At 55.7% G+C, this 19,937-nt stretch carries 20 protein-coding genes; 4 read left to right on the top strand and 16 right to left on the bottom strand.

Features of this window, described 5'->3' with window-relative positions; all coding sequences use genetic code 11:
- The 12 genes from lpxA to RMR21_RS06665 form a co-directional block, all read right to left on the bottom strand.
- Positions 1–813, bottom strand: a complete 813-nt coding sequence (gene lpxA, locus RMR21_RS06720; RefSeq protein ID WP_498669892.1) for an acyl-ACP--UDP-N-acetylglucosamine O-acyltransferase — start codon at positions 811–813, stop codon at positions 1–3.
- Entirely contained in the window at positions 810–1,277 is a 468-nt protein-coding gene (gene fabZ, locus RMR21_RS06715) for a 3-hydroxyacyl-ACP dehydratase FabZ (protein WP_045230517.1), read from the bottom strand. Before fabZ ends, lpxA begins: the two co-directional genes overlap by 4 nt.
- A complete protein-coding gene (gene lpxD / locus RMR21_RS06710; RefSeq protein WP_498669889.1) occupies positions 1,270–2,337 on the bottom strand; it encodes a UDP-3-O-(3-hydroxymyristoyl)glucosamine N-acyltransferase in 1,068 nt (355 codons plus the stop codon). The genes fabZ and lpxD overlap by 8 nt, the downstream gene beginning before the upstream one ends.
- A gap of 49 nt (positions 2,338–2,386) precedes the next feature.
- Positions 2,387–4,729 carry an outer membrane protein assembly factor BamA gene (gene bamA, locus RMR21_RS06705; protein ID WP_498669888.1) on the bottom strand — a complete coding sequence of 781 codons (2,343 nt, stop codon included), beginning with the start codon at positions 4,727–4,729 and terminating at the stop codon, positions 2,387–2,389.
- 201 nt (positions 4,730–4,930) lie between these two features.
- Positions 4,931–6,064, bottom strand: a complete 1,134-nt coding sequence (gene rseP, locus RMR21_RS06700) for an RIP metalloprotease RseP (RefSeq protein ID WP_174152885.1) — start codon at positions 6,062–6,064, stop codon at positions 4,931–4,933.
- A gap of 36 nt (positions 6,065–6,100) precedes the next feature.
- A complete protein-coding gene (locus RMR21_RS06695; protein WP_498669887.1) occupies positions 6,101–6,934 on the bottom strand; it encodes a phosphatidate cytidylyltransferase in 834 nt (277 codons plus the stop codon).
- Entirely contained in the window at positions 6,934–7,677 is a 744-nt protein-coding gene (locus RMR21_RS06690) for an isoprenyl transferase (protein WP_498669886.1), read from the bottom strand. The genes RMR21_RS06695 and RMR21_RS06690 overlap by 1 nt, the downstream gene beginning before the upstream one ends.
- A gap of 59 nt (positions 7,678–7,736) precedes the next feature.
- A complete protein-coding gene (frr, locus tag RMR21_RS06685; protein ID WP_498669885.1) occupies positions 7,737–8,294 on the bottom strand; it encodes a ribosome recycling factor in 558 nt (185 codons plus the stop codon).
- Positions 8,295–8,359: 65 nt separating this feature from the next.
- On the bottom strand, positions 8,360–9,082 hold the full coding sequence (pyrH, locus tag RMR21_RS06680) for a UMP kinase (RefSeq protein WP_045230636.1): 723 nt from the start codon (positions 9,080–9,082) through the stop codon (positions 8,360–8,362).
- Between the two features lie 197 nt (positions 9,083–9,279).
- Entirely contained in the window at positions 9,280–10,206 is a 927-nt protein-coding gene (gene tsf / locus RMR21_RS06675; RefSeq protein ID WP_498669884.1) for a translation elongation factor Ts, read from the bottom strand.
- A 249-nt stretch (positions 10,207–10,455) separates the two neighbouring features.
- Positions 10,456–11,235, bottom strand: a complete 780-nt coding sequence (rpsB, locus tag RMR21_RS06670; RefSeq protein ID WP_174152880.1) for a 30S ribosomal protein S2 — start codon at positions 11,233–11,235, stop codon at positions 10,456–10,458.
- 181 nt (positions 11,236–11,416) lie between these two features.
- Complete coding sequence (locus tag RMR21_RS06665) at positions 11,417–12,259, bottom strand: cell envelope integrity EipB family protein (protein ID WP_498669883.1); 843 nt, start codon at positions 12,257–12,259, stop codon at positions 11,417–11,419.
- 115 nt (positions 12,260–12,374) lie between these two features.
- Between RMR21_RS06665 and RMR21_RS06660 the strand changes: the two genes are divergently transcribed.
- The 4 genes from RMR21_RS06660 to RMR21_RS06645 are packed head-to-tail and all read left to right on the top strand — an operon-like array spanning position 12,375 to position 15,219.
- Positions 12,375–12,845, top strand: a complete 471-nt coding sequence (locus RMR21_RS06660) for a RidA family protein (protein WP_498669882.1) — start codon at positions 12,375–12,377, stop codon at positions 12,843–12,845.
- Positions 12,842–13,582, top strand: coding sequence for a glycerophosphodiester phosphodiesterase (locus tag RMR21_RS06655; RefSeq protein WP_498669881.1), 741 nt, complete (start codon positions 12,842–12,844; stop codon positions 13,580–13,582). The genes RMR21_RS06660 and RMR21_RS06655 overlap by 4 nt, the downstream gene beginning before the upstream one ends.
- On the top strand, positions 13,579–14,769 hold the full coding sequence (locus tag RMR21_RS06650; RefSeq protein WP_498669880.1) for a GNAT family N-acetyltransferase: 1,191 nt from the start codon (positions 13,579–13,581) through the stop codon (positions 14,767–14,769). The genes RMR21_RS06655 and RMR21_RS06650 overlap by 4 nt, the downstream gene beginning before the upstream one ends.
- A gap of 27 nt (positions 14,770–14,796) precedes the next feature.
- Entirely contained in the window at positions 14,797–15,219 is a 423-nt protein-coding gene (locus RMR21_RS06645; RefSeq protein ID WP_498669879.1) for an HIT family protein, read from the top strand.
- A gap of 9 nt (positions 15,220–15,228) precedes the next feature.
- Here the strand turns inward: RMR21_RS06645 and RMR21_RS06640 are convergent, their stop codons facing one another.
- The 4 genes from RMR21_RS06640 to clpA all read right to left on the bottom strand — a co-directional run bounded on the left by RMR21_RS06640 (position 15,229) and on the right by clpA (position 19,927).
- A complete protein-coding gene (locus RMR21_RS06640) occupies positions 15,229–16,056 on the bottom strand; it encodes a phosphatase PAP2 family protein (protein ID WP_498669878.1) in 828 nt (275 codons plus the stop codon).
- Between the two features lie 190 nt (positions 16,057–16,246).
- On the bottom strand, positions 16,247–16,588 hold the full coding sequence (locus tag RMR21_RS06635) for an AzlD domain-containing protein (RefSeq protein WP_498669877.1): 342 nt from the start codon (positions 16,586–16,588) through the stop codon (positions 16,247–16,249).
- Entirely contained in the window at positions 16,585–17,340 is a 756-nt protein-coding gene (locus tag RMR21_RS06630; RefSeq protein WP_498669876.1) for an AzlC family ABC transporter permease, read from the bottom strand. Before RMR21_RS06630 ends, RMR21_RS06635 begins: the two co-directional genes overlap by 4 nt.
- Before the next feature lie 73 nt (positions 17,341–17,413).
- Entirely contained in the window at positions 17,414–19,927 is a 2,514-nt protein-coding gene (gene clpA, locus RMR21_RS06625) for an ATP-dependent Clp protease ATP-binding subunit ClpA (RefSeq protein WP_498669875.1), read from the bottom strand.
- Positions 19,928–19,937: the final 10 nt, after the last annotated feature.

The following is a 19,937-nucleotide window of genomic DNA, read 5'->3' as shown; positions in this document are numbered from 1 at the left end:
CTATTTTCCCCGGTTGGGCGAAGAGATGGCCCTGTCATTGGCCGCGGCGATGAAGTCGATGATCTCCAATGCCTGCGGGCAGTCCAGAAACTCATCACGAATGGCAGCGGCGTTGGCCCGCACATTGCCTTCGCTTTCGAATATCTGCTTGTAGGCGCGTCGAACCTTGTGGATTTCTGCCCGCTCGATGCCCCCACGTGTCATGCCGACAATGTTCAGCCCGCTGAGAATACCAGGATTGCCGTTCAGCATACCATAGGGAATGACGTCATAGCTGACGGCGGACAGCCCGCCGATGAAGGCCTGGCGGCCGACTCTGGTAAACTGGTGGACGGCAGAGCCACCACCCAGAATGGCGCGGTCTTCGATCGTGACGTGGCCAGCCAGCATGACGTTGTTGGACAGGATGACATGATTACCGAGGCGGCAGTCATGCGCCACATGCGCATAAGCCAGAAACAGATTGTTGTTGCCGATGACCGTGGTGCCGCCATGCTCGACAGTACCGGTGTTCATCGTCACACCCTCGCGGATTGTACAGTTTTCGCCGATGACGAGTGTCGTATCAACAGCGCTATGATGCGCACTCTGCGAATCGCCGCCGATGACAGCGGACGGCCAGATTTTTGTGCCCTTGCCGACAGTCGTGCAGCCCAACACAACGACGTGACTGATCAACTGAACGTCATCATGCAAGGTTACCTTCGGGCCAACATGGCAAAACGGACCGACAACGACGTTTTCACCGACGACCGCACCGTCTTCGATAAAAGACATCGGGTGAATTCTGGCCGAAGCCGCAATCTTGCTCATTGCTGATCCTCAGGGATCATCATCGCACCTATATCCGCCTCAGCCACCAGAACACCGTCCACCTTCGCATCGCAATGGAATTTCCACACATTGCCGCGCTGGCGCTGCTTCACCACGTAGATTTCAAGTCGGTCGCCCGGCACGACGGGCTTGCGGAAGCGGGCATTGTCGATGGTCATGAAGTAAACGAGGTGACCGCCGTCGCCCTGTTTGCGGGCGCAGATGGCACCCGCCGTTTGCGCCATGGCTTCCACGATCAGAACGCCGGGCATGATGGGACGGTCGGGAAAGTGACCGGTAAAATGCGGTTCGTTGACTGTCACATTCTTGATGCCGGTTGCCGAATTGTCGGCGTCGATATCGATGATCTTGTCGATCAGCAAAAAGGGATAACGATGTGGCAGCAGCTTCATCACTTCGAGGATGTCAGCCGCGCCAAGCGTCGTTTTTGTCTCTTCAGACATTCTTCTTCTCTCCTGTCTTCTTATCTCGCTCCTCAGCGCGCGCCAGCAGCTCTGCCATGTCGCGCAGGAAATGTTTGAGCGGCCGCGCCGGAACGCCACCATATTTGGCACCAGCAGGCACGTCAGCGACAACGCCGCTCATCGCAGCGATCTGCGCGCCGTCTCCAATGGTGATATGACCATTAATGCCGCTGGCACCGCCGATCATCACACCATCACCGATACGGGTGCTGCCGGCAATGCCAACCTTGCTGACGATGCCGCAATGGCGACCGATGCGCACATTGTGGCCAATCTGAACCTGGTTGTCGATTTTCGTGCCTTCGCCGATCACAGTATCATCCATGGTACCACGGTCGACGGTGGTATTCGCACCGATCTCGACATGATCCTGAATAATGACACGGCCGATTTGCACGATCTTAATCATGCCGCGTGGGCCAGGTGCATAACCAAAACCATCCTGCCCGATGCGAGCACCGTTGTGGATGATGACGCCATTGCCGATCAAAGCCGAGAGAATGCTCGCACCGCCCGCAATCGTGCAGTCGCGTCCGATCTGAACATCCGCGCCGATGATCGCGCCGGGGCCGATACGCGTGCCGGAGCCGATGTGCACATTCGCGCCGATGACCGCCAGCGGCTCAACGATCACACCGGCCTCGAGCTTGGCCGTGGAATCAATATGCGCGGAGGATGAAATCTCGGTGGTCTGTTCAATGATCGCCGAAGGCTTCATGGCCGATACGTGCAAAAGCGCGCCAGCCTGAGCAAACACGGTGTGCGGATTTTTGCAAATCAAAGCCGGAATATGTGCAGGGACCAGATTTTGAAGCGCTGCATCACAGATGATGGCCGCAGCCTCGCAGGTCAGAAGCTCTTCGCGGTTCTTTCGGGAGAGAATGTAGCACAGCTGATCCGACTTTGCCCGGTACACCGGAGAAATAGACCGCACCAAGCGCTCGCCAGTAGCCTGATCAGACAGTTCCGCCCCAAGACGGTCAGCGATATCTCTCAATCGCATGCCTTCATGGGGCGGAAAAAAAACATTATATTCCATCAACAGTACACTCCAGAACGTTCAAACTTGCAGTTCTGGACTGCCGATATCAGAAAGTGTTGGACATGCCAAACCGGAAGTTCTGCACTTCGTCGTAGTCTTCCTTCATGAATGGCACTGCGTAGTCGACGCGCAGAGGACCAAACGGCGACGCCCACATCAGGCCGATACCGGCAGATGCACGGATCGAGCTGTCGTCCTTGACGCCAGCGCTGTTGGCAACCTTGTTGCCATAAAGCGTACCGGCATCAACGAAGCCAGCGAGACGAAGACCGAAGTCCTCTGGCACGCCGGGCATAGGCGCTGTCAGTTCAGCAGACGCTGCGAAATATGTTGTTCCGCCGATTGCATCGTCGCCGATACGTGGGCCGATACCATCGTTTTCGAAGCCGCGGATCATGCGACCACCGATCTTGAACTGGTCGAAGACAAGCAGGTTGTCACCCGTCGGCGCAACATAACCGGCCTGACCGGTCAGCGAGCCGATGATGTCATACTCGTCAGACAGAGTATGATAGTAACGAGCCTTGGCATAAATCTTGTAGTACTCGGAGTCGCCACCCAGTCCAGCAAACTCGTTGGTCAACGAACCCTGCCAGCCAGAACGCGGCATGTTACGGTCATCAAGAGAATTGTAGGCCAGCGTGTTGGAAATAATCGACTGAGTCCAGTCCTGACCATTGATCAGATCAACGTAAGGGGCTGCCAGGTTTGTGAAGTTGCCATTGGCATCCACATCATCGTAGCCCGACTTGCCATCATACTTGATCTGCTTGTAGGTGTACTTGAACGTCGTCGCCAGATTTTCCGTAATCGGAGCCGTCACGCGAAGCGCAAAACCCTGCTCGTCATAATCGTAGTAATCTTCGCTCGAGCTCTGGCTCTTGAACAGGTCGAAACCAGCCGCAAGACGGTATCCGAGGAAATACGGCTCGGTGAATGAGAAGTTGTAGCTCCGTGCATCGTCCTGGCCTGCACCCGCTGCAATGCGGATGTACTGGCCACGACCGAGGAAGTTCTTTTCTTCGATCGATGCTTCAAGCAGCGCGCCATCGTTCTGGGAGTAACCAGCACCGATACCGAACGAGCCTGTTGCCTGATCTTCGACATCCACCACGATCACGACACGGTCCGGAGCACTACCCTGGGACGTACCGATATTGACCTTGGAGAAGTAGCCGAGAGCCTCCAGACGACGCTTCGCAGCGGTAATGATCGTCTGGTTGAACGCGTCGCCTTCGCTGATGTCGAATTCGCGACGGATGACATAGTCACGCGTCCGGGTGTTGCCACGAATTTCGATACGCTCGACGTAAGCGCGTTCGCCCTGATCAACGATATACGTGACGCCGATGGTATTGCCGTTCATGTCGCGGTCACCACGAGGGGTGACGCGTGCGAAAGGATAACCCTCAGCGGAAACACGCTTGGAAATCGCTTCCATGCTCTGCTGAACTTCCTTGGCGCTGTAGCCGGAACCAGCCTTTGTTTCAACGAGGCCCTGCAATTGCGAACCATCAACACCGGGAACAGTCGACTCAACAGCAACATTACCGAATGCGTAACGCTGGCCCTCATCAACCGTAATGGTGATCGTGTATTCGTTGGTCGCCTCATCCAGCACGGCGTCAGAAGACGTTACACGGAAGTCGGCATAGCCACGGTTATAGTAGAACTGGCGCAGCGCTTCTTCGTCAGCGCGCAACTTGTCCTCATTATAGACATCCTTACGCGTCAGGAATGACAGCATGTTGGACTTCTTGGTATTGAGAACGGCAGCAAGACGGCCGTCGCTGTAGGCGTTGTTGCCGACAAAATCGATACGGGCGATCTTCGTGCGCTCACCTTCGTTGATCACGAATGCGAGGTTGACACGACCCTGACCAACATTGACGACCTGCGTCGTAACCTGAATGTCGCTACGACCAATGGCCGCATAGGCGTCCTTGATGCGAGCAATGTCAGCGGTCACGAGGGTCTGATCGTAAGGACCGAGAGACTGTGTCTGCACGATGCCCTGGAGCTTGTCGTCCTTGATCTTGCGGTTGCCGTTGAACACGACCTGATTGACGAGATTGTTTTCACGCACCGTCACCACCAGCGTGCTGCCGGAAACACTCATGCTGACATTGGAGAAGTAGCCGGTCGCATAAAGACGCTTGACCGATTCATCGATGTCAGAGTTGGAAAAATTGCGACCGGGAGCAATGGTGATGTTGGAGCGAACAGCGTCCGCACCGGCGCGTTCAGCGCCTCGTACATCAACGCGCTGGATAACCGCTGCGTTTGCAACACCAGAAGAAGCAAGTACCCCCAGGACTGCGACGGAAGAAACACCAGCAGACAGCGCAACCGCCGACACCGCGTTCAAAAATCTTGAACCAGCCTTCATTTTCAATTCTTACCTTTTCCCGTTGTCCCTCAGCGGGCGGAACCCGACTCCGGCCATCTGCGTCGTTTTTACCTGCTTTTACTCTACAAGCAAGCCCGACGGTTAATTTCTATTTACTTCGCAAGCCACCGTGGCTCAATCGCCACTTTGGCATCAAAACAAGGTAAATGCCCCCTTAACAAAACAGCCCCAAAGCCACCTTTAGCCGATCAAGCTGCTGATATCATTCCACGTGGCGAAAACCATCAAACTGAAAATCATCGCCAGACCAATGCGGAATGCTACCTCCTGCGCACCCGATCCAAGCGGCCTGCCCCTCACCGCCTCGATGGCATAGAAAAGAAGATGGCCACCATCCAGAATCGGGACGGGCATCAAATTAAGAAGACCTATCGACACCGAAAGCAAGGCTGCAAGCTGAATTACCGCTGCAAAACCGAGCGATGCCATCTGACCTGATGCTTGCGCGACACGCACCGGCCCGCCCAACTGATCGGCGTTCATGCGTCCCGTTACGAGATTTCCGATGTAAGCGAAGGTTCCGGTGACCACATGGCCGGTCTCGCGAACGCCCTCAACCAGCGCCTCGGTGGGCGAATAGGTCACGTGCCGGAAATTGCCGCGGGTTTGATCGGTCACGATACCGATAATGCCCAGCTCCATCTTGTTGCCGAACTGGTCTTTCGTTTCGGTGCGGGTCGGCACCATTGGCAGCGACAATTCCTGTCCGTTGCGCTCGACCGTGACTGAAATCTGTGTGCCGGGACGGATCGCCACGTAGCGACGAACGTCTTCGAATGTCTTGACCTTCTCCCCATCGATCGCAACCAGCCTGTCCCCAGCCAGTACGCCCGCCGCTTGTGCAGCGCTGTTCTCACGCACTTCCGAAACGATCGGATCGGAGATCATTCGGCCATAAATCGTGAAGAGAGCTGCAAAGATCAAAATTGCGAGGAGGAAGTTTGCGATGGGCCCGGCCGCAACGGTCGCAGCTCTTTTCCACAGTTTTGCACCGGCAAGCGTCTGCGCACGCTCTTCCAGTGTCAGTCCGGCCAAACCTTCGCTATCAGGCTTGCTGGAAACGTCGTCGTCGCCAAAGAATTTGACATAGCCGCCAAGCGGTATGGCTGAAATCTTCCAGCGCGTGCCGTGCTTATCCGTGAAACCGACAAGTTCTGGACCAAAGCCCACGGAAAACGCGGTGGACCTGATGCCGCACCAGCGTCCAACGAGATAATGGCCCATCTCATGAACGAAAACGAGAAGTGAAAGAACAAGAATGAACGGCACCATATAACCGGTCAAGAAACCAACCGACGCCGTTACCATATCCATCATCAAAGTCCTTCGTTTATTGCCTTTGAGCCATCGTCAGAAGCCGGGCAGAATTCCGCCGCCTGATCCTGGCACATCACCGGTTATCGCCGCGTGAACGACAGCAATGAGGAATACGGTAAAGCAGGCGAAAACAAGTCCGTCAACCCGATCCATAAAGCCACCATGACCGGGAATGAGGTGGCTTGAATCCTTCACCTGAAAACGGCGCTTGATGAAGGATTCAAAGAGATCGCCGATCTGGCTAAAGACAGAGAGAAGGAGCGCGAGCCCGAGAATGACGAAGCTGATCCGCCCGTGATAGCCCATCGCGACCGCGCCGCCCGCCACAACGCCCGATACGGTGCCACCAATGGCCCCTGACCATGTCTTTCCGGGAGAGATGGCTGGTGCAAGTTTCGGCCCGCCAATGGCGCGTCCGACGAAATAGGCCAATATGTCGGTTGCCCATACGACGGAAAACACAAACAGCATTGCGGCGAGACCAGTCGGCTCGTCACCACGAATAGCTGCAAGTGAGATACCGCTGAGGCCTGCATAGACCATACCGCTGACCAGCCACCAGTTGCGCCCGCGCAGAACCGGAAACAGTGCCGCGGTCAATGTAAAGCCTGACAGCAATGGAAGATCGAGCGATGGTTCACCAAAAATCGTATTGCCGCTCATCACCGCAACGGAAAACCATCCCCAGGCATAGCCGGTGGGATTGGTGTCCGACAATTTGGTGATCGTGCTCCACTCGTAATAGATCAGCAGCGCCAGCAAACCAGCCATCAGACGGAACATCATTCCGCCGTACCACGTCGCGACGAGAATGACTGCGGCCATGACGATAGCGGATATGATGCGTAATCTCAGTTCGCGGCTCATCAGACGCCTGCCAGAGCAACTTGATCCGACAGGCCGCCAAACCTGCGATCGCGCGTCATATACTGGTCGATGGCCGCGAAGAACGTCTTGCGATCGAAATCAGGCCAGTAGTCGGGAATAAACAGGAACTCGGAATAGGCCGCCTGCCACAACAGGAAATTCGAAAGCCGTTCTTCGCCGCTGGTGCGGATGATGAGGTCGGGATCGGGTATGCCTGCCGTATCCAGACGGGCTGCAATCGCATCCGCATTGATCTCGGATGCGTCGAGTTTGCCGTCGGCCACGTCTTTCGCCAGGGAGGCGGCAGCACGGGCTATTTCATCACGGGAGCCGTAATTGAAGGCGATCACCAGCGTCAGCGCCGTGTTCTCGCAGGTTCTCTCTTCGGCGTCTGTCAGCAGCTTTCTGATGTCATCCTTGAGACCGGACCGATCCCCAATGATCCGAACGCGGACGTTTTCCTTGTGCAGATCTGCAAGGTCGCGACGAATGAAGGCCTTGAGAAGCCCCAGCAGATCCATGACTTCGGTTTCCGGCCGGCGCCAGTTCTCGGAAGAGAAGGCAAACAGCGTCAGATATTTGAGGCCATATTCGCCGGCTGCACGCACGGTTTCCCGCACGGCCTCGACGCCACGCCGATGACCCATGAGCCGGGGCAGCCCGCGCTGCTTTGCCCAACGCCCGTTGCCATCCATAATGATGGCAACATGCTCAGGGTGTGAGGAACGTGTAATGTCCGACATCTCGATCCAGTTTAAGCAGCACGGAATTGAAGGAAAAAAGCGAGTGGCTCAAGAGCCGACTATACCTGCATGATTTCTCTTTCTTTCTCTGCAAGCAAGCGATCAATTTCCGAAATCGTTTCATCCGTCATTTTCTGGACTTTGTCAGACAGTGCACGACTGTCGTCCTGACCGATATCACCGTCTTTTTCAGCTTTTTTCAGCCCATCCATACCATCACGACGAACGTGGCGAATAGCGACCTTGGCCTTCTCCGCATAGTCATGCGCGACCTTGACGAGCGACTTGCGGCGCTCTTCATTGAGTTCAGGCAAAGGAATACGCAGGTTCTGACCATCGACGATCGGGTTCAGGCCCAGATTGGATTCGCGGATCGCACGGTCGACAGCACCGACCATCGACTTGTCCCAGATGTTGACACCCAGCATACGTGCTTCCGGAACCGTGATATTGGCAACCTGAGACAGCGGAACGCGTGAGCCGTAGGCATCGACGGTGACAGGGTCGAGAATGTTTGCAGAGGCGCGCCCGGTGCGAAGCGATGCGATGTCGCTCTTGAACGCGTTGATCGCGCCATCCATGCGACGCTTGATATCGTTGATGTCAGTACCACTCATATTCATACTCCGTCAGTTCTGGCCGATTTGGCCCAATTACACACCGTGGAATCAGCGCCCGGTCATTATTTGTCGTGCACGATGGTCTTGCGACCGCCACCCGTCAATATTGCTGCAAAACCGCCCTTCTCGTGGATCGAGAAGACGATGATGGGAATGTGGTTTTCACGGGCAAGCGCGACCGCCGCGATATCCATGACCGCAAGTCCCTTGCCCAAGACTTCCGAATGAGTCAATTCGTCAAAGCGGGTCGCAGTCGGATCTTTCTTCGGATCGGCCGAGTAAATGCCATCGACCTGCGTTCCCTTGAAGATCGCCTCTGCGCCAATTTCTGCAGCGCGGAGTGCAGCGGCCGAGTCCGTCGTGAAAAACGGATTGCCCGTGCCGCCTGCGAAAATGACCACCCGGCCCTGCGCCAGGTGCGAAAGTGTCGCGCGCTGGGAAAAGCTTTCGCAAATCTCGGGCATCGCGATGGCCGATAGAACGACCGTATCGATATCGAGCTTGCGTAGCGAAGTCGCCAGCGCCAGCGCGTTGATGACGGTCGCCAGCATGCCCATATGATCGCCGGTCACCCGGTCGCCACCCTTGGATGCCACGGCCACGCCGCGGAAGATGTTTCCACCGCCGACGACGACGCCGACCTCGACGCCCATGGCACGTGCCTCGGCAATATCAGACGCGATGCGATCTGCGACGGCGACGTCGATACCAAAACCCTGATCGCCCATGAGGGCTTCGCCCGACGCCTTGAGAAGAACACGTTTATAAAGCGGCTTGGAAGACATCATGACTCCTTAAAGCATGTCGCGAACGGTCGGGCAGCAATATGTGCCGACGACATGCGAGATCTAGAGAGAACCACAGCGGCGAGCCAATCTTACACAATTGCCACGCGCTGCGAGGTATAACCGCATCGCGGATACACGAAGGGCACCGCGTTGTCACGCGATGCCCGGAGTTTTCCCGTATTTGGGTAAATGGATCAGCCCTTGGCGACGGCAGCAACTTCAGCTGCGAAGTCGCTTTCTTCCTTCTCGATGCCTTCACCGAGAAGAAGGCGCGCCATGCCGACGACTTCGATCTTCGCGCCAGCTTCCTTTTCGGCTTCCTTGACGGCGTCACCAACGGTGATGTCAGGGTTGATGACGAAAGCCTGCGACAGAAGAGCGACTTCTTCGAAGAACTTACGCATACGACCGTCGACCATCTTTTCGATGATGGCTTCCGGCTTGCCGGATTCGCGGGCCTGTTCGATGAAGACGTTGCGTTCGCGTTCTGCAACAGCGGCATCGACTTCTTCGGAGCGGATAGCAAGTGGGTTGGTCGCGGCAATGTGCATGGCAATCTGGCGGCCGATGGACGTCAGAACAGCCTTGTCGCCTTCGGACTGCAGCGCAACGAGAACGCCGAGCTTGCCGATGCCGTCGCCAGCAGCATTGTGAACATAAGTCGCAACAACGCCGTGCTTGACTTCAAGCAGAGCAGAACGACGAAGCGCCATGTTCTCACCAATGGTCGCGATCGCGTCCTTGATGGTGTCGGAAACGGACTTGCCGGTTGCCGGATAGATCGCAGCAGCAATGGACTCGACCGTGCCATCTGTCGTCAGGGCGACAGATGCAGTACCGCGAACGATGTCCTGAAAGGCGTCGTTACGAGCAACGAAGTCGGTTTCCGAGTTGACTTCAACAACAACAGCCTTGTGACCGGCGGATGCGATACCAATGAGGCCTTCAGCAGCTGTCCGGCCAGACTTCTTGTCAGCCTTGGAAATGCCCTTGGCGCGCAACCAGTCGATTGCAGCTTCCATGTCACCGGCTGTTTCAGTCAGCGCCTTTTTGCAATCCATCATGCCTGCGCCAGACTTCTCGCGCAGTTCCTTTACCATTGCGGCTGTGATTTCGCTCATTGTGTGCCTCTTGTCGGTTCGTCGGTCACGGCGCGGTTGCTGCCAGACCTCAATCGGATTTTGGGAACGAATGTACCCGGAACTGTGACAGCCTGATGAAGAGACTATCACGAAATATCATGAACCTCGCGCATCGCCATGCGGACCGCGTGGTTGAAACGAACAAGGCCGCCGAACTTTTCTAGTCCAGAACGGCCTTGTCTCGTCTCATGGAGAAGGTGGCACATGCGCGCCACCCGTATGACTTTATCAGGCAGCAGTACCGGCGCCGGCTTCGTCTTCAAGCGCAGGCTCGATCGGAGCTTCTTCAGAAGCGCCGATGTCGCGACCGGAAGAGCCCTGCTGACGAGCGATACCGTCGATGGCTGCACGAGCAATCAGATCGCAATAGAGCGAGATTGCGCGCGACGCATCGTCGTTACCTGGGATCGGGAAGTCGATCTGGTCTGGATCGCAGTTGCTGTCGATGATCGCAACGACTGGAATACCAAGACGCTTGGCTTCTTCGATTGCGATCTTTTCCTTGTTGGTGTCAACAATGAACATCAGGTCAGGAACGCCGCCCATATCGCGGATGCCGCCGAGAGCCTTTTCAAGCTTTTCGCGTTCGCGCTCAAGGTTCAGACGCTCTTTCTTGGAATAGCCAGATGCGTCGGAGTTGAGGATTTCGTCAACCTTGCGCAGACGCGCGATCGAGTTGGAAATCGTCTTCCAGTTGGTCATCATGCCGCCGAGCCAACGCGAGTTGACATAGTACTGAGCAGACCGCTTTGCACTGTCGGCGATGATTTCGGACGCCTGACGCTTCGTGCCAACGAACAGAACGCGGCCGCCACGGGCAACCGTGTCAGACACGACCTGAAGAGCGCGCGACAGCAAAGGAACCGTCTGTGCCAAGTCGATGATGTGGATGTTGCTGCGGTCGCCGAAGATGTACGGCTTCATCTTTGGGTTCCAGCGATGTGTCTGGTGACCAAAGTGAACGCCAGCTTCCAGAAGCTGACGCATAGAGAAATCGGGCAATGCCATGCCTAGTTATCCTTTTCCGGTTTAACCCCCGCGAAGCAAACAGCGCCATCAAGATGACACCACCGGGCGGAACGAACCGGATTTCTCCCGGAACATCCCAAGCTTCGCGTGTGGAATGGTTTGCCGCATACAGACTGTTTTGAGGAAACGCAAGCAAATATGCCGAAAATAACGAAATGTATCAGCGGACAGGCTGGTGATCACAGCTTTCCGGCTTGAGGATATCGAGTTTGGCCAGTTTACCGGTCAGGACGAAATCTCCGTAATCCATGGTCAGATCGCGTGTGATTCCATTGTCGTAAAGCTTGAACGACATACGATAGATGGGAAGCGAATCGGCTCCAGCCTTGTCGTTGTAATAGGCAATCGTCACAGGCCAGAACGATGTCTTTGCAAAATCACCGGCTTGACCCGCATCTGCATCGCCGTCAGCGGGCGCCTGCTCCTTGCCGACCAAAGTAGACGTAATCAGGCTTTCGTCGCCATCATCCGAACCATCGAACACGCGAGATTCGAAAATACGCTTTCCGAGCTTTGCGTTCTCGATGACCTGCACCATATGCTCTGTCGGAAATTCGCCCGCGACGAGATCGATCTTGCGCGCATCGGGCTTGGTCAGGTCGATTTTCATCGCCCCGTTTTCATCCGCAGCAGAGCCGGTGACTTCCTTGTCCAGCTTTTCATCCGTAAACGACTTGGTCTCGAAGGTGAATTTCTTGGACGCGACATCCTCAAACGTCGTCGTCTGCTGGTCCGTTAGCCGCACCGCATCGCCGGTATTGATCTGGGTGACGAAGCGAAAGTCGGTTTTATAGCCTTTGCAGGATGATCCCGTGAACTCGTAGACCATTCTGCCTGTCATGCCTTCGATGCCGGAGCGATCCGAAGCATCCTTCAACTCCAGATCATATACGGCGCGATGGGAGATGAGATTGGGAACGGTGGCAGGCACAGCGCTTGCGACATCCGGCATCACCATAAAGGTGCCGGAAGCAAGTGCGATGGCAAAGTTCCTGACAAACATTCAATATCTCCTGTTGGACTCACCGCTCATATTGTACAAGCAACCGCCCGGCTTTTGGACATCATGCTCTGTGTGCCGGATTTTTGAAAGATTTACAACAAAAGCGGAGACGAAAATGTCGGATGCCATCGAAGCTCGCCTGAAGGAATTGGGCTACACCCTCCCCGCCGCCGCCGCGCCTGCTGCGAACTATCTACCCTACACCATCAGCGGCAACCTGCTTTATGTTTCCGGTCAATTGCCGATGGAATCCGGCAAGATTGCGGTCACGGGTCACGTCGGTCGAGATGTCGATGTCGCAACCGCCCAACGTGCTGCCGAACTCTGCGCCGTCAATATTCTGGCGCAAGTCAAAGCTGCATTGAATGGCGACCTTTCAAAAGTTCGTCGTATCCTGAAGCTTAATGGCTTTGTCGCATCCGTACCTGAGTTTACCGAGCAGCATCTTGTCATCAACGGCGCGTCGAACCTCATTGCCAATGTTCTCGGCGATGCTGGCAAACACGCCCGCGCAGCCGTTGGCATGGCATCCCTGCCCTTCAACGCCGCAGTCGAGATCGATGCCATCGTGGAAATTGACGTATGACGCTGAAACTTTCATGGTTGACGGCCACACCGATTGCCCATCGTGGCTATCATGACCAGAACGAAACCGTGTGGGAAAATACCCTCACGGCTTTCTCCCGCGCCATCGAGGCCGGTTTTAGCATCGAGTGCGATTTGCAACTGGCTTCCGATAGCGTTCCCGTCGTCTTCCATGACGATGAGATGACCCGGCTCACCGGTATCAAAGGTGATGTGCGGGAGCGGACATCCGGCGAACTCGGCATGTTATCTGTCGGACAGACAAAGGACCGCGTGCCGACGCTCAAGCAACTGCTGAAGCTGTGCGACGGCAAGGTGCCGCTGGTGCTGGAGCTAAAGGGTCGGTCCGAAGAAGGCATCGATGACGGCTTTGCAGAAGCTGTTCTGGAGGTGCTGGAGGGATACACAGGCCACGTCGCACTGATGAGCTTTAATCATCATCTGCTGAAGGCCCTGAAAGCGGCTGGTTGCCCCTGGCCTCTCGGCCTCACAGCAGAGGGTGCAAATGCGGAGGACTTCTTCAAGCATGACGAAGCGATGCAGATCGGCCTGGACTTCATCTCCTATGCCTGGCCCCATCTGCCGAACAGCTTCATTGACGCTCAAAGAAAACTTGGCCTTCCCGTCATTACCTGGACCGTGCGGGATGAAACCGGACGCGAGAATACCTATAAATATGCGGACCAGATCACGTTCGAAGGTTTCGATCCAAAAGAAGGTACGACAGCCAGCGCATGAGCGAAGAATATTCCATTCGCGTCGAGCAGTCCTTCAAGGACATAGATCCGGAAAGCTGGAACAGGCTCTCCGGGACGTCAAAAATGACACGAACAGAAGACTACAACCCCTTCATATCACATGCATTTCTGTCATCGATGGAAGAGTCAGGCTCCGCAACCGCAAAGACCGGCTGGCGCGGGCACCATCTTCTGCTTGAAAACAGCGATGGTCTGTTGAAAGGCGCAATGCCTGCCTATTTGAAGAGCCACAGTCAGGGCGAATATGTTTTCGACCATGGATGGGCGGATGCACTGGAGCGGGCGGGCGGGAATTACTATCCGAAGCTGCAATGCTCGGTACCCTTTACGCCTGCCACCGGGCCCCGCCTCCTGACGAATGGTGTTGATGACGCTGGCTTTCGACAGGTTCTGGCATCCGGCCTGCGACAGGTTACGGAAGCAACCGGAGTGTCTTCGTCACACGTGACCTTCGCACCCGATGACGATATCGACGCGCTGGTGCAGGAAGGCTTTTTGCCACGCACGGACCAGCAATTCCATTTTATCAACAATGGCTACCGCGACCATGCCGATTTTCTTGATGCCCTATCGTCGCGCAAGCGTAAGGGCCTGAAAAAGGAACGACGCGCCGCGCTCGAAAATGGTGTCGAAATCGACTGGCTGACAGGCAGCGATCTGACCGAAAACATTTGGGACCAGTTCTTTGCGTTTTATAAGGACACCGGCAGCCGCAAATGGGGTCGCCCCTACCTCACCCGCGACTTCTATTCGCTGATCGGCCAGCGTATGGCCGATGATATTCTGCTCGTCATGGCAAAACGCGAGGGGCGTTATATCGCAGGCGCCATCAATTTCATCGGTGGAGAGGCTCTCTATGGTCGCCATTGGGGGTGTATCGAAGACCACCCCTATCTGCATTTCGAAGTCTGCTACCACCAAGCCATTGATTTTGCGCTGGCAAAAGGACTGAAGCGCGTCGAAGCGGGTGCGCAGGGTGAGCATAAGCTTGCACGCGGCTACACGCCGGTCACGACGCGTTCTGCCCACTTCATTACCCATCCGGGCTTGCGTCGTGCCATTGCCGATTATCTTCAGCGTGAACGCAACGAAGTCGAGCAGATCGCCGACTATCTCGATGAGCATAGTCCATTCCGCAAGGGTGAACGCCCGGAAACAGACGACTGATTGCACGATTAGACTAGGAGACATGTTATGACATCGGCCTATGATACCAACAACATCTTCGCTAAAATTCTGCGTGGCGAAATACCCTGCGCGAAGGTTTACGAAGACGACGACACGCTGGCCTTCATGGATGTCATGCCACAAGCGCCCGGCCACCTGCTCGTTATTCCCAAGGCCGCCTCGCGCAATATTCTGGATGCCGACCCGGCTGTTCTGGCAAGAACCATTGCCGTGGTTCAAAAGCTAGCCATCGCAGCCAAGCATGCTTTCGACGCCGACGGCGTTTATGTTGCCCAGTTCAATGAGCCTGCGGCCGGGCAAACCGTTTTCCACCTGCACTTCCACGTCATACCACGCAACGAGGCAGAGCCGATGAAGCCACATAGTGGCACGATGGCAGATGGTAATGTGCTGAGAGCGCAGGCAGAGAAGATCAAGGCTGCGCTTTGATCTCGACGGTCAATCAGCCATGCCAGTAACCCGCTTCTCAGGCGATAGGCGAGATGCTGCGGGTTTCGAGAGCGCGTTAACGATGCCGTGGGAAATCGGATAAACCACAGCGAAACAAGCGATACCGCCCCATATATCCGCCAGATGATGCCCGCCCTGCACCAGCACGGCAGGAAACATCAGTACGTTCAAAATACCGATCGTGACAACGAAAAAGACATGCCGAGGTACGAATACAACGGACATCAGCGCCATGAAAATGTGAAATGACGGAAATCCAATCAATCCAAGAATATTGGACGGCGAGAGATAACCCGCACCTTCCACACCCAACCGCATCAACTCACGTCCATACTCCGGGCTGACTGCCAGCGGAACTGCAAGCGTCACCCACTCTGGAAGTGTGTGGTAGGCCTTCGCCCCGAATGTGGGAAAGACGACCCAGAAGCAGATGCTGACGATGGCGCCAATCGTGCCGGTCAGGAGAAAACAATGCAGCATCCGTTCCTTGCCCGTGTAACCTAGCACGATAAGGATAACGAGCAATTGCGGAAGGGTGGTCATGTAGACAACATAAAGCGCCTTCCCCACTATGGGATAGGTCGCAGCCCATGTGACGATGGCAGGCCAACTGTAACCGACGGAAGCGTCAACGCGCATCAACATATCGTCGATTGGCGTAAATGAGATCGGCAAAAAGACATAATTGAAGATCGACGCAAAAATCGTAAAAAGCACGTAAAGTCCAGACGCGATCAGTACAGTCGCCAGCCGCGCATCCCTGCGGCGATACCGATAATATTGCCCTATCATCAGCGGCAGCGTGCCAGTCGCCAAGCTTACAGCATAGCCCAAAATATCGACGTCGATGGATTTCCGATAGATGAGTATCCCATCGAAACAAGCTAGCAAGAAAATGACGGTGAATAACAAACGTTCAATCGGTAAAAGAAACATTTGGACCACGTTGCTGTTCAAAAGAATGTTTAAATTAAATCACTCGATCAATCGCCGAAATTCATCACCATTATATTAAGAACGACATTCCCGCCGCCAGAACGACAAGCGGCGCGACGACGCCGACAAACACTTTCTGGCCGCTGGCCAGAAACGCCGCAAACCCGAGCGATGCCGCGCCGATGCGAAGCCACATTGGCGAAGTTTCCAACGTGCCCGTCGGGAAAACAATCAGCTTTGCCGTGACGGCCATGACGAGAGCCGTTGCGACCGCCCTCACCCAGTTGAGTGTTTCGGACCCCTCTTTCAGACGGTTGCCGGCGACAACGCCAAGCCAGCGCCAGAGGTCTGTCGCGAGCCAGCCTGCAATGGCTATGAAGAGATAAGGCTCCCACCATGCGTCCGTCATCATGGCTCGCCCTCTACCGAAGCGGGTTCTATTTTGCGACGAAACCAGAAGCGATCAATAAGATAGGCAAGCGTTCCGCCGCCGATACCGGCATAGAGAATGTCGAATTCCGGTTCGATCATGGCAAACAGTGGACCGGCGATGACGCCGATGACAAATGCGACCTTGACGACCGTGTGCCGGGCGGTGGCCCATATGGACGAGACGAAATAGACCGGGGTCAGGAAAAACAAGATGCCAGCAACGATGGGTGGAAACGCCGCGACGACACCATAGCAAATGCCGACGATCAGTGCGTTGACGAGCGTCAACGTCATGCCGAAGCCGATAAACCACGCCACGCGGGCCTCGCGTGGTACTTTGCTGAGGTTTTGCGTCGCGTAGACCCAAGCAGTGATGGCGACAAAATGTGACAGGAACAGCAAGATCAAGGTCGGCGTTTTTGCGGTGCGGATTTCCGGCACGATGGACGCCACCATCGGCATCATGCGGATCGATGACAATGTTACGACCAGAAAGCACGTCGCCAGCCCTGCGCCGCTGCTCATGGCTCCAATCAAGATCATCTTTGCAGGAAGTGCCCAGACCGACAGGGTCATGAACACCGCTTCGCCGCGCGTCACGCCAGACTCCAGAGCAAAGGCGCTGAACCCGACAAACGACGTCATAAGAATGAGGGCGGGCAGCGAAAAAATACCTTTCATACCTCTGAAAAACCAAAGGTAAACGGGTTCTGAATCACTTTCTGAAAACATGCTAATGTCCGGTACCGACAAAACTAAAGTGCCGGGCGTAAAACCCGGCACTTTTTAAAACGTGAAACGCAGCTTACTTCTTCTTCGAAACCTTGGGCACCGTGTTTGTCCTGCGCGCGGGCTTCTCGGCGCCCGCAGCCTTGTCCGTATCCAAAACGTCAACATCCACGTCCGGCTCGGCTTTTTCAGCCTTTGTTGTTTTTGCCTTGCCCTTTGCTTTGCTCACGGTCTTGGCGGCCTTCAGTTCAGCTTCCGGTTTTGGCTTGACCGATGCGCTTTCCGACACGACGTCCAGTTTCAGCCCCTCTGTGCCATCATCCTTCTTGCCGATGGAGACAGTCACGACGCCACCTTTCTTGAGTTTCCCGAAGAGAATCTCGTTGGCGAGCGGCTTCTTGATGTATTCCTGGATAACGCGCCCAAGCGGGCGGGCACCCATTTTCTCGTCGTAGCCTTTTTCCGCCAACCAGCTGACCGCATCGTCGTTCAGATCGAACGTCACATTGCGCTCGGAGAGCTGAGTTTCCAGCTGCATGACGAATTTCTGGACCACCTTGTGAATGACCGCAGTCGGCAATGGCGAGAACGGAATGATCGCATCCAGACGGTTGCGGAACTCCGGTGTGAACAGACGATTCAGCGCCTCTTCATCTTCGCCCGTGCGCTTGGAAGAACCGAAGCCGATTGCGGACTTGGCCATTTCCGAAGCACCCGCATTGGTCGTCATGATCAGAATGACATTGCGGAAGTCGATCTTCTTGCCATTGTGGTCCGTCAGCGAGCCGTGATCCATGACTTGTAACAGAATGTTGTAGATTTCCGGGTGCGCCTTCTCGATTTCATCCAGCAGCACGACGCAATGCGGATGCTGATCGACGCCGTCGGTGAGAAGACCACCCTGCTCGAAGCCCACATATCCGGGAGGTGCACCAAGCAGGCGCGAAACGGTGTGCCGTTCCATATATTCCGACATATCGAAACGAAGCATCTCGACGCCGAGTGAGGCGGCAAGCTGCTTTGCGACTTCCGTCTTTCCAACGCCGGTCGGACCTGAAAAGACGTAGGAGCCGATTGGCTTGTCGGGCTCACGCAGTCCTGCACGGGCGAGTTTGATCGCCGTCGACAGGGCTTCGATTGCGGTATCCTGACCATAGACCACGTAACGCAATTCTTTTTCGAGATTGGCCAAAACCGTCTCGTCGTCTTTCGACACCGTCTTGGCCGGAATGCGAGCCATGGTCGCGATCGTGACTTCGATTTCTTTTTCCGTAATCAACTTGCGACGCTTGGATGCTGGCAGCAGCATTTGCGCGGCACCTGTCTCGTCGATCACGTCGATCGCCTTGTCCGGCAGCTTGCGGTCGGAGATGTAACGCGCCGAAAGCTCCACTGCGGCCTTGATGGCTTCATTGGAATAGCGCAGGTGGTGATAGCTCTCGTAATAGGGCTTGAGGCCCTTCATGATCTCGATCGCGTCTTCGATGGATGGCTCATTGACGTCAATCTTCTGGAAGCGACGAACGAGCGCCCGGTCCTTTTCGAAGAACTGACGGTATTCTTTGTATGTCGTCGAGCCGATGCAACGGATTGCGCCGGAGGACAAAGCGGGCTTCAGCAGGTTGGATGCATCCATCGCGCCGCCGGAGGTCGCGCCAGCACCGATGACGGTGTGGATTTCATCAATGAAGAGAACGGCGCCTGGCGTCTCTTCCAGTTCCTTGACGACCTGCTTCAAACGCTCTTCGAAATCGCCGCGATAGCGTGTTCCGGCCAGCAGAGTGCCGATATCGAGCGAGAAGATCGTGTCGTTTTTCAGCGCTTCGGGCACCTTGCCCTCCACGATCCGCTTTGCCAGACCTTCGGCGATGGCGGTCTTGCCCACACCTGGATCGCCCACATAGAGCGGGTTGTTCTTCGAGCGACGGCACAGGATCTGAATGGTGCGGTTCACCTCGGCGTGACGACCGATCAACGGATCAATCTTGCCGCCCTTGGCCTTCTCGTTGAGATTGACGCAATAGGCCTTCAGCGCATCTTGCTGCTTCTTCGGTCCAGCGGAATCATCCTCGATACCACCGTTGCGCACTGGCTTTGCCTCGTTTTCATTGTCTTCAGCACCGCGCGGAGCGCGTGTCTGGGACGAACCGGGGCGCTTGCCGATGCCGTGGGAAATGTAGTTCACGGCATCATAGCGGGTCATTTCCTGCTCTTGCAGAAAATAGGCTGCGTGGCTTTCGCGCTCGGCAAAGATGGCAACGAGTACGTTCGCACCGGTGACTTCTTCCCGCCCGGATGACTGAACATGGATGACGGCACGTTGGATCACGCGCTGGAAACCGGAGGTCGGCTTGGAATCCTCGTCGTAGCCGGTCACGAGGTTCGAAAGTTCGTTGTCTACGTAATCAACAACCGTCTTGCGAAGTGCGTCGAGATCGACATTGCAAGCGCCCATAACGGCTGCGGCATCGGCGTCGTCCACCAGCGCCAGCAACAGATGCTCCAGCGTGGCGTATTCATGATGACGCTCATTTGCAAAGGTCAATGCCTGATGCAGCGCCTTCTCTAGACTTGGGGAAAAAGTTGGCACGTTGCGATCC

The organism is Agrobacterium sp. rho-8.1 (assembly GCF_033957725.1).
GTDB lineage: Bacteria > Pseudomonadota > Alphaproteobacteria > Rhizobiales > Rhizobiaceae > Agrobacterium.
The sequence above is the reverse complement of the archived record's forward strand: the minus strand, read 5'-3'. Positions and strand labels throughout refer to the sequence as shown.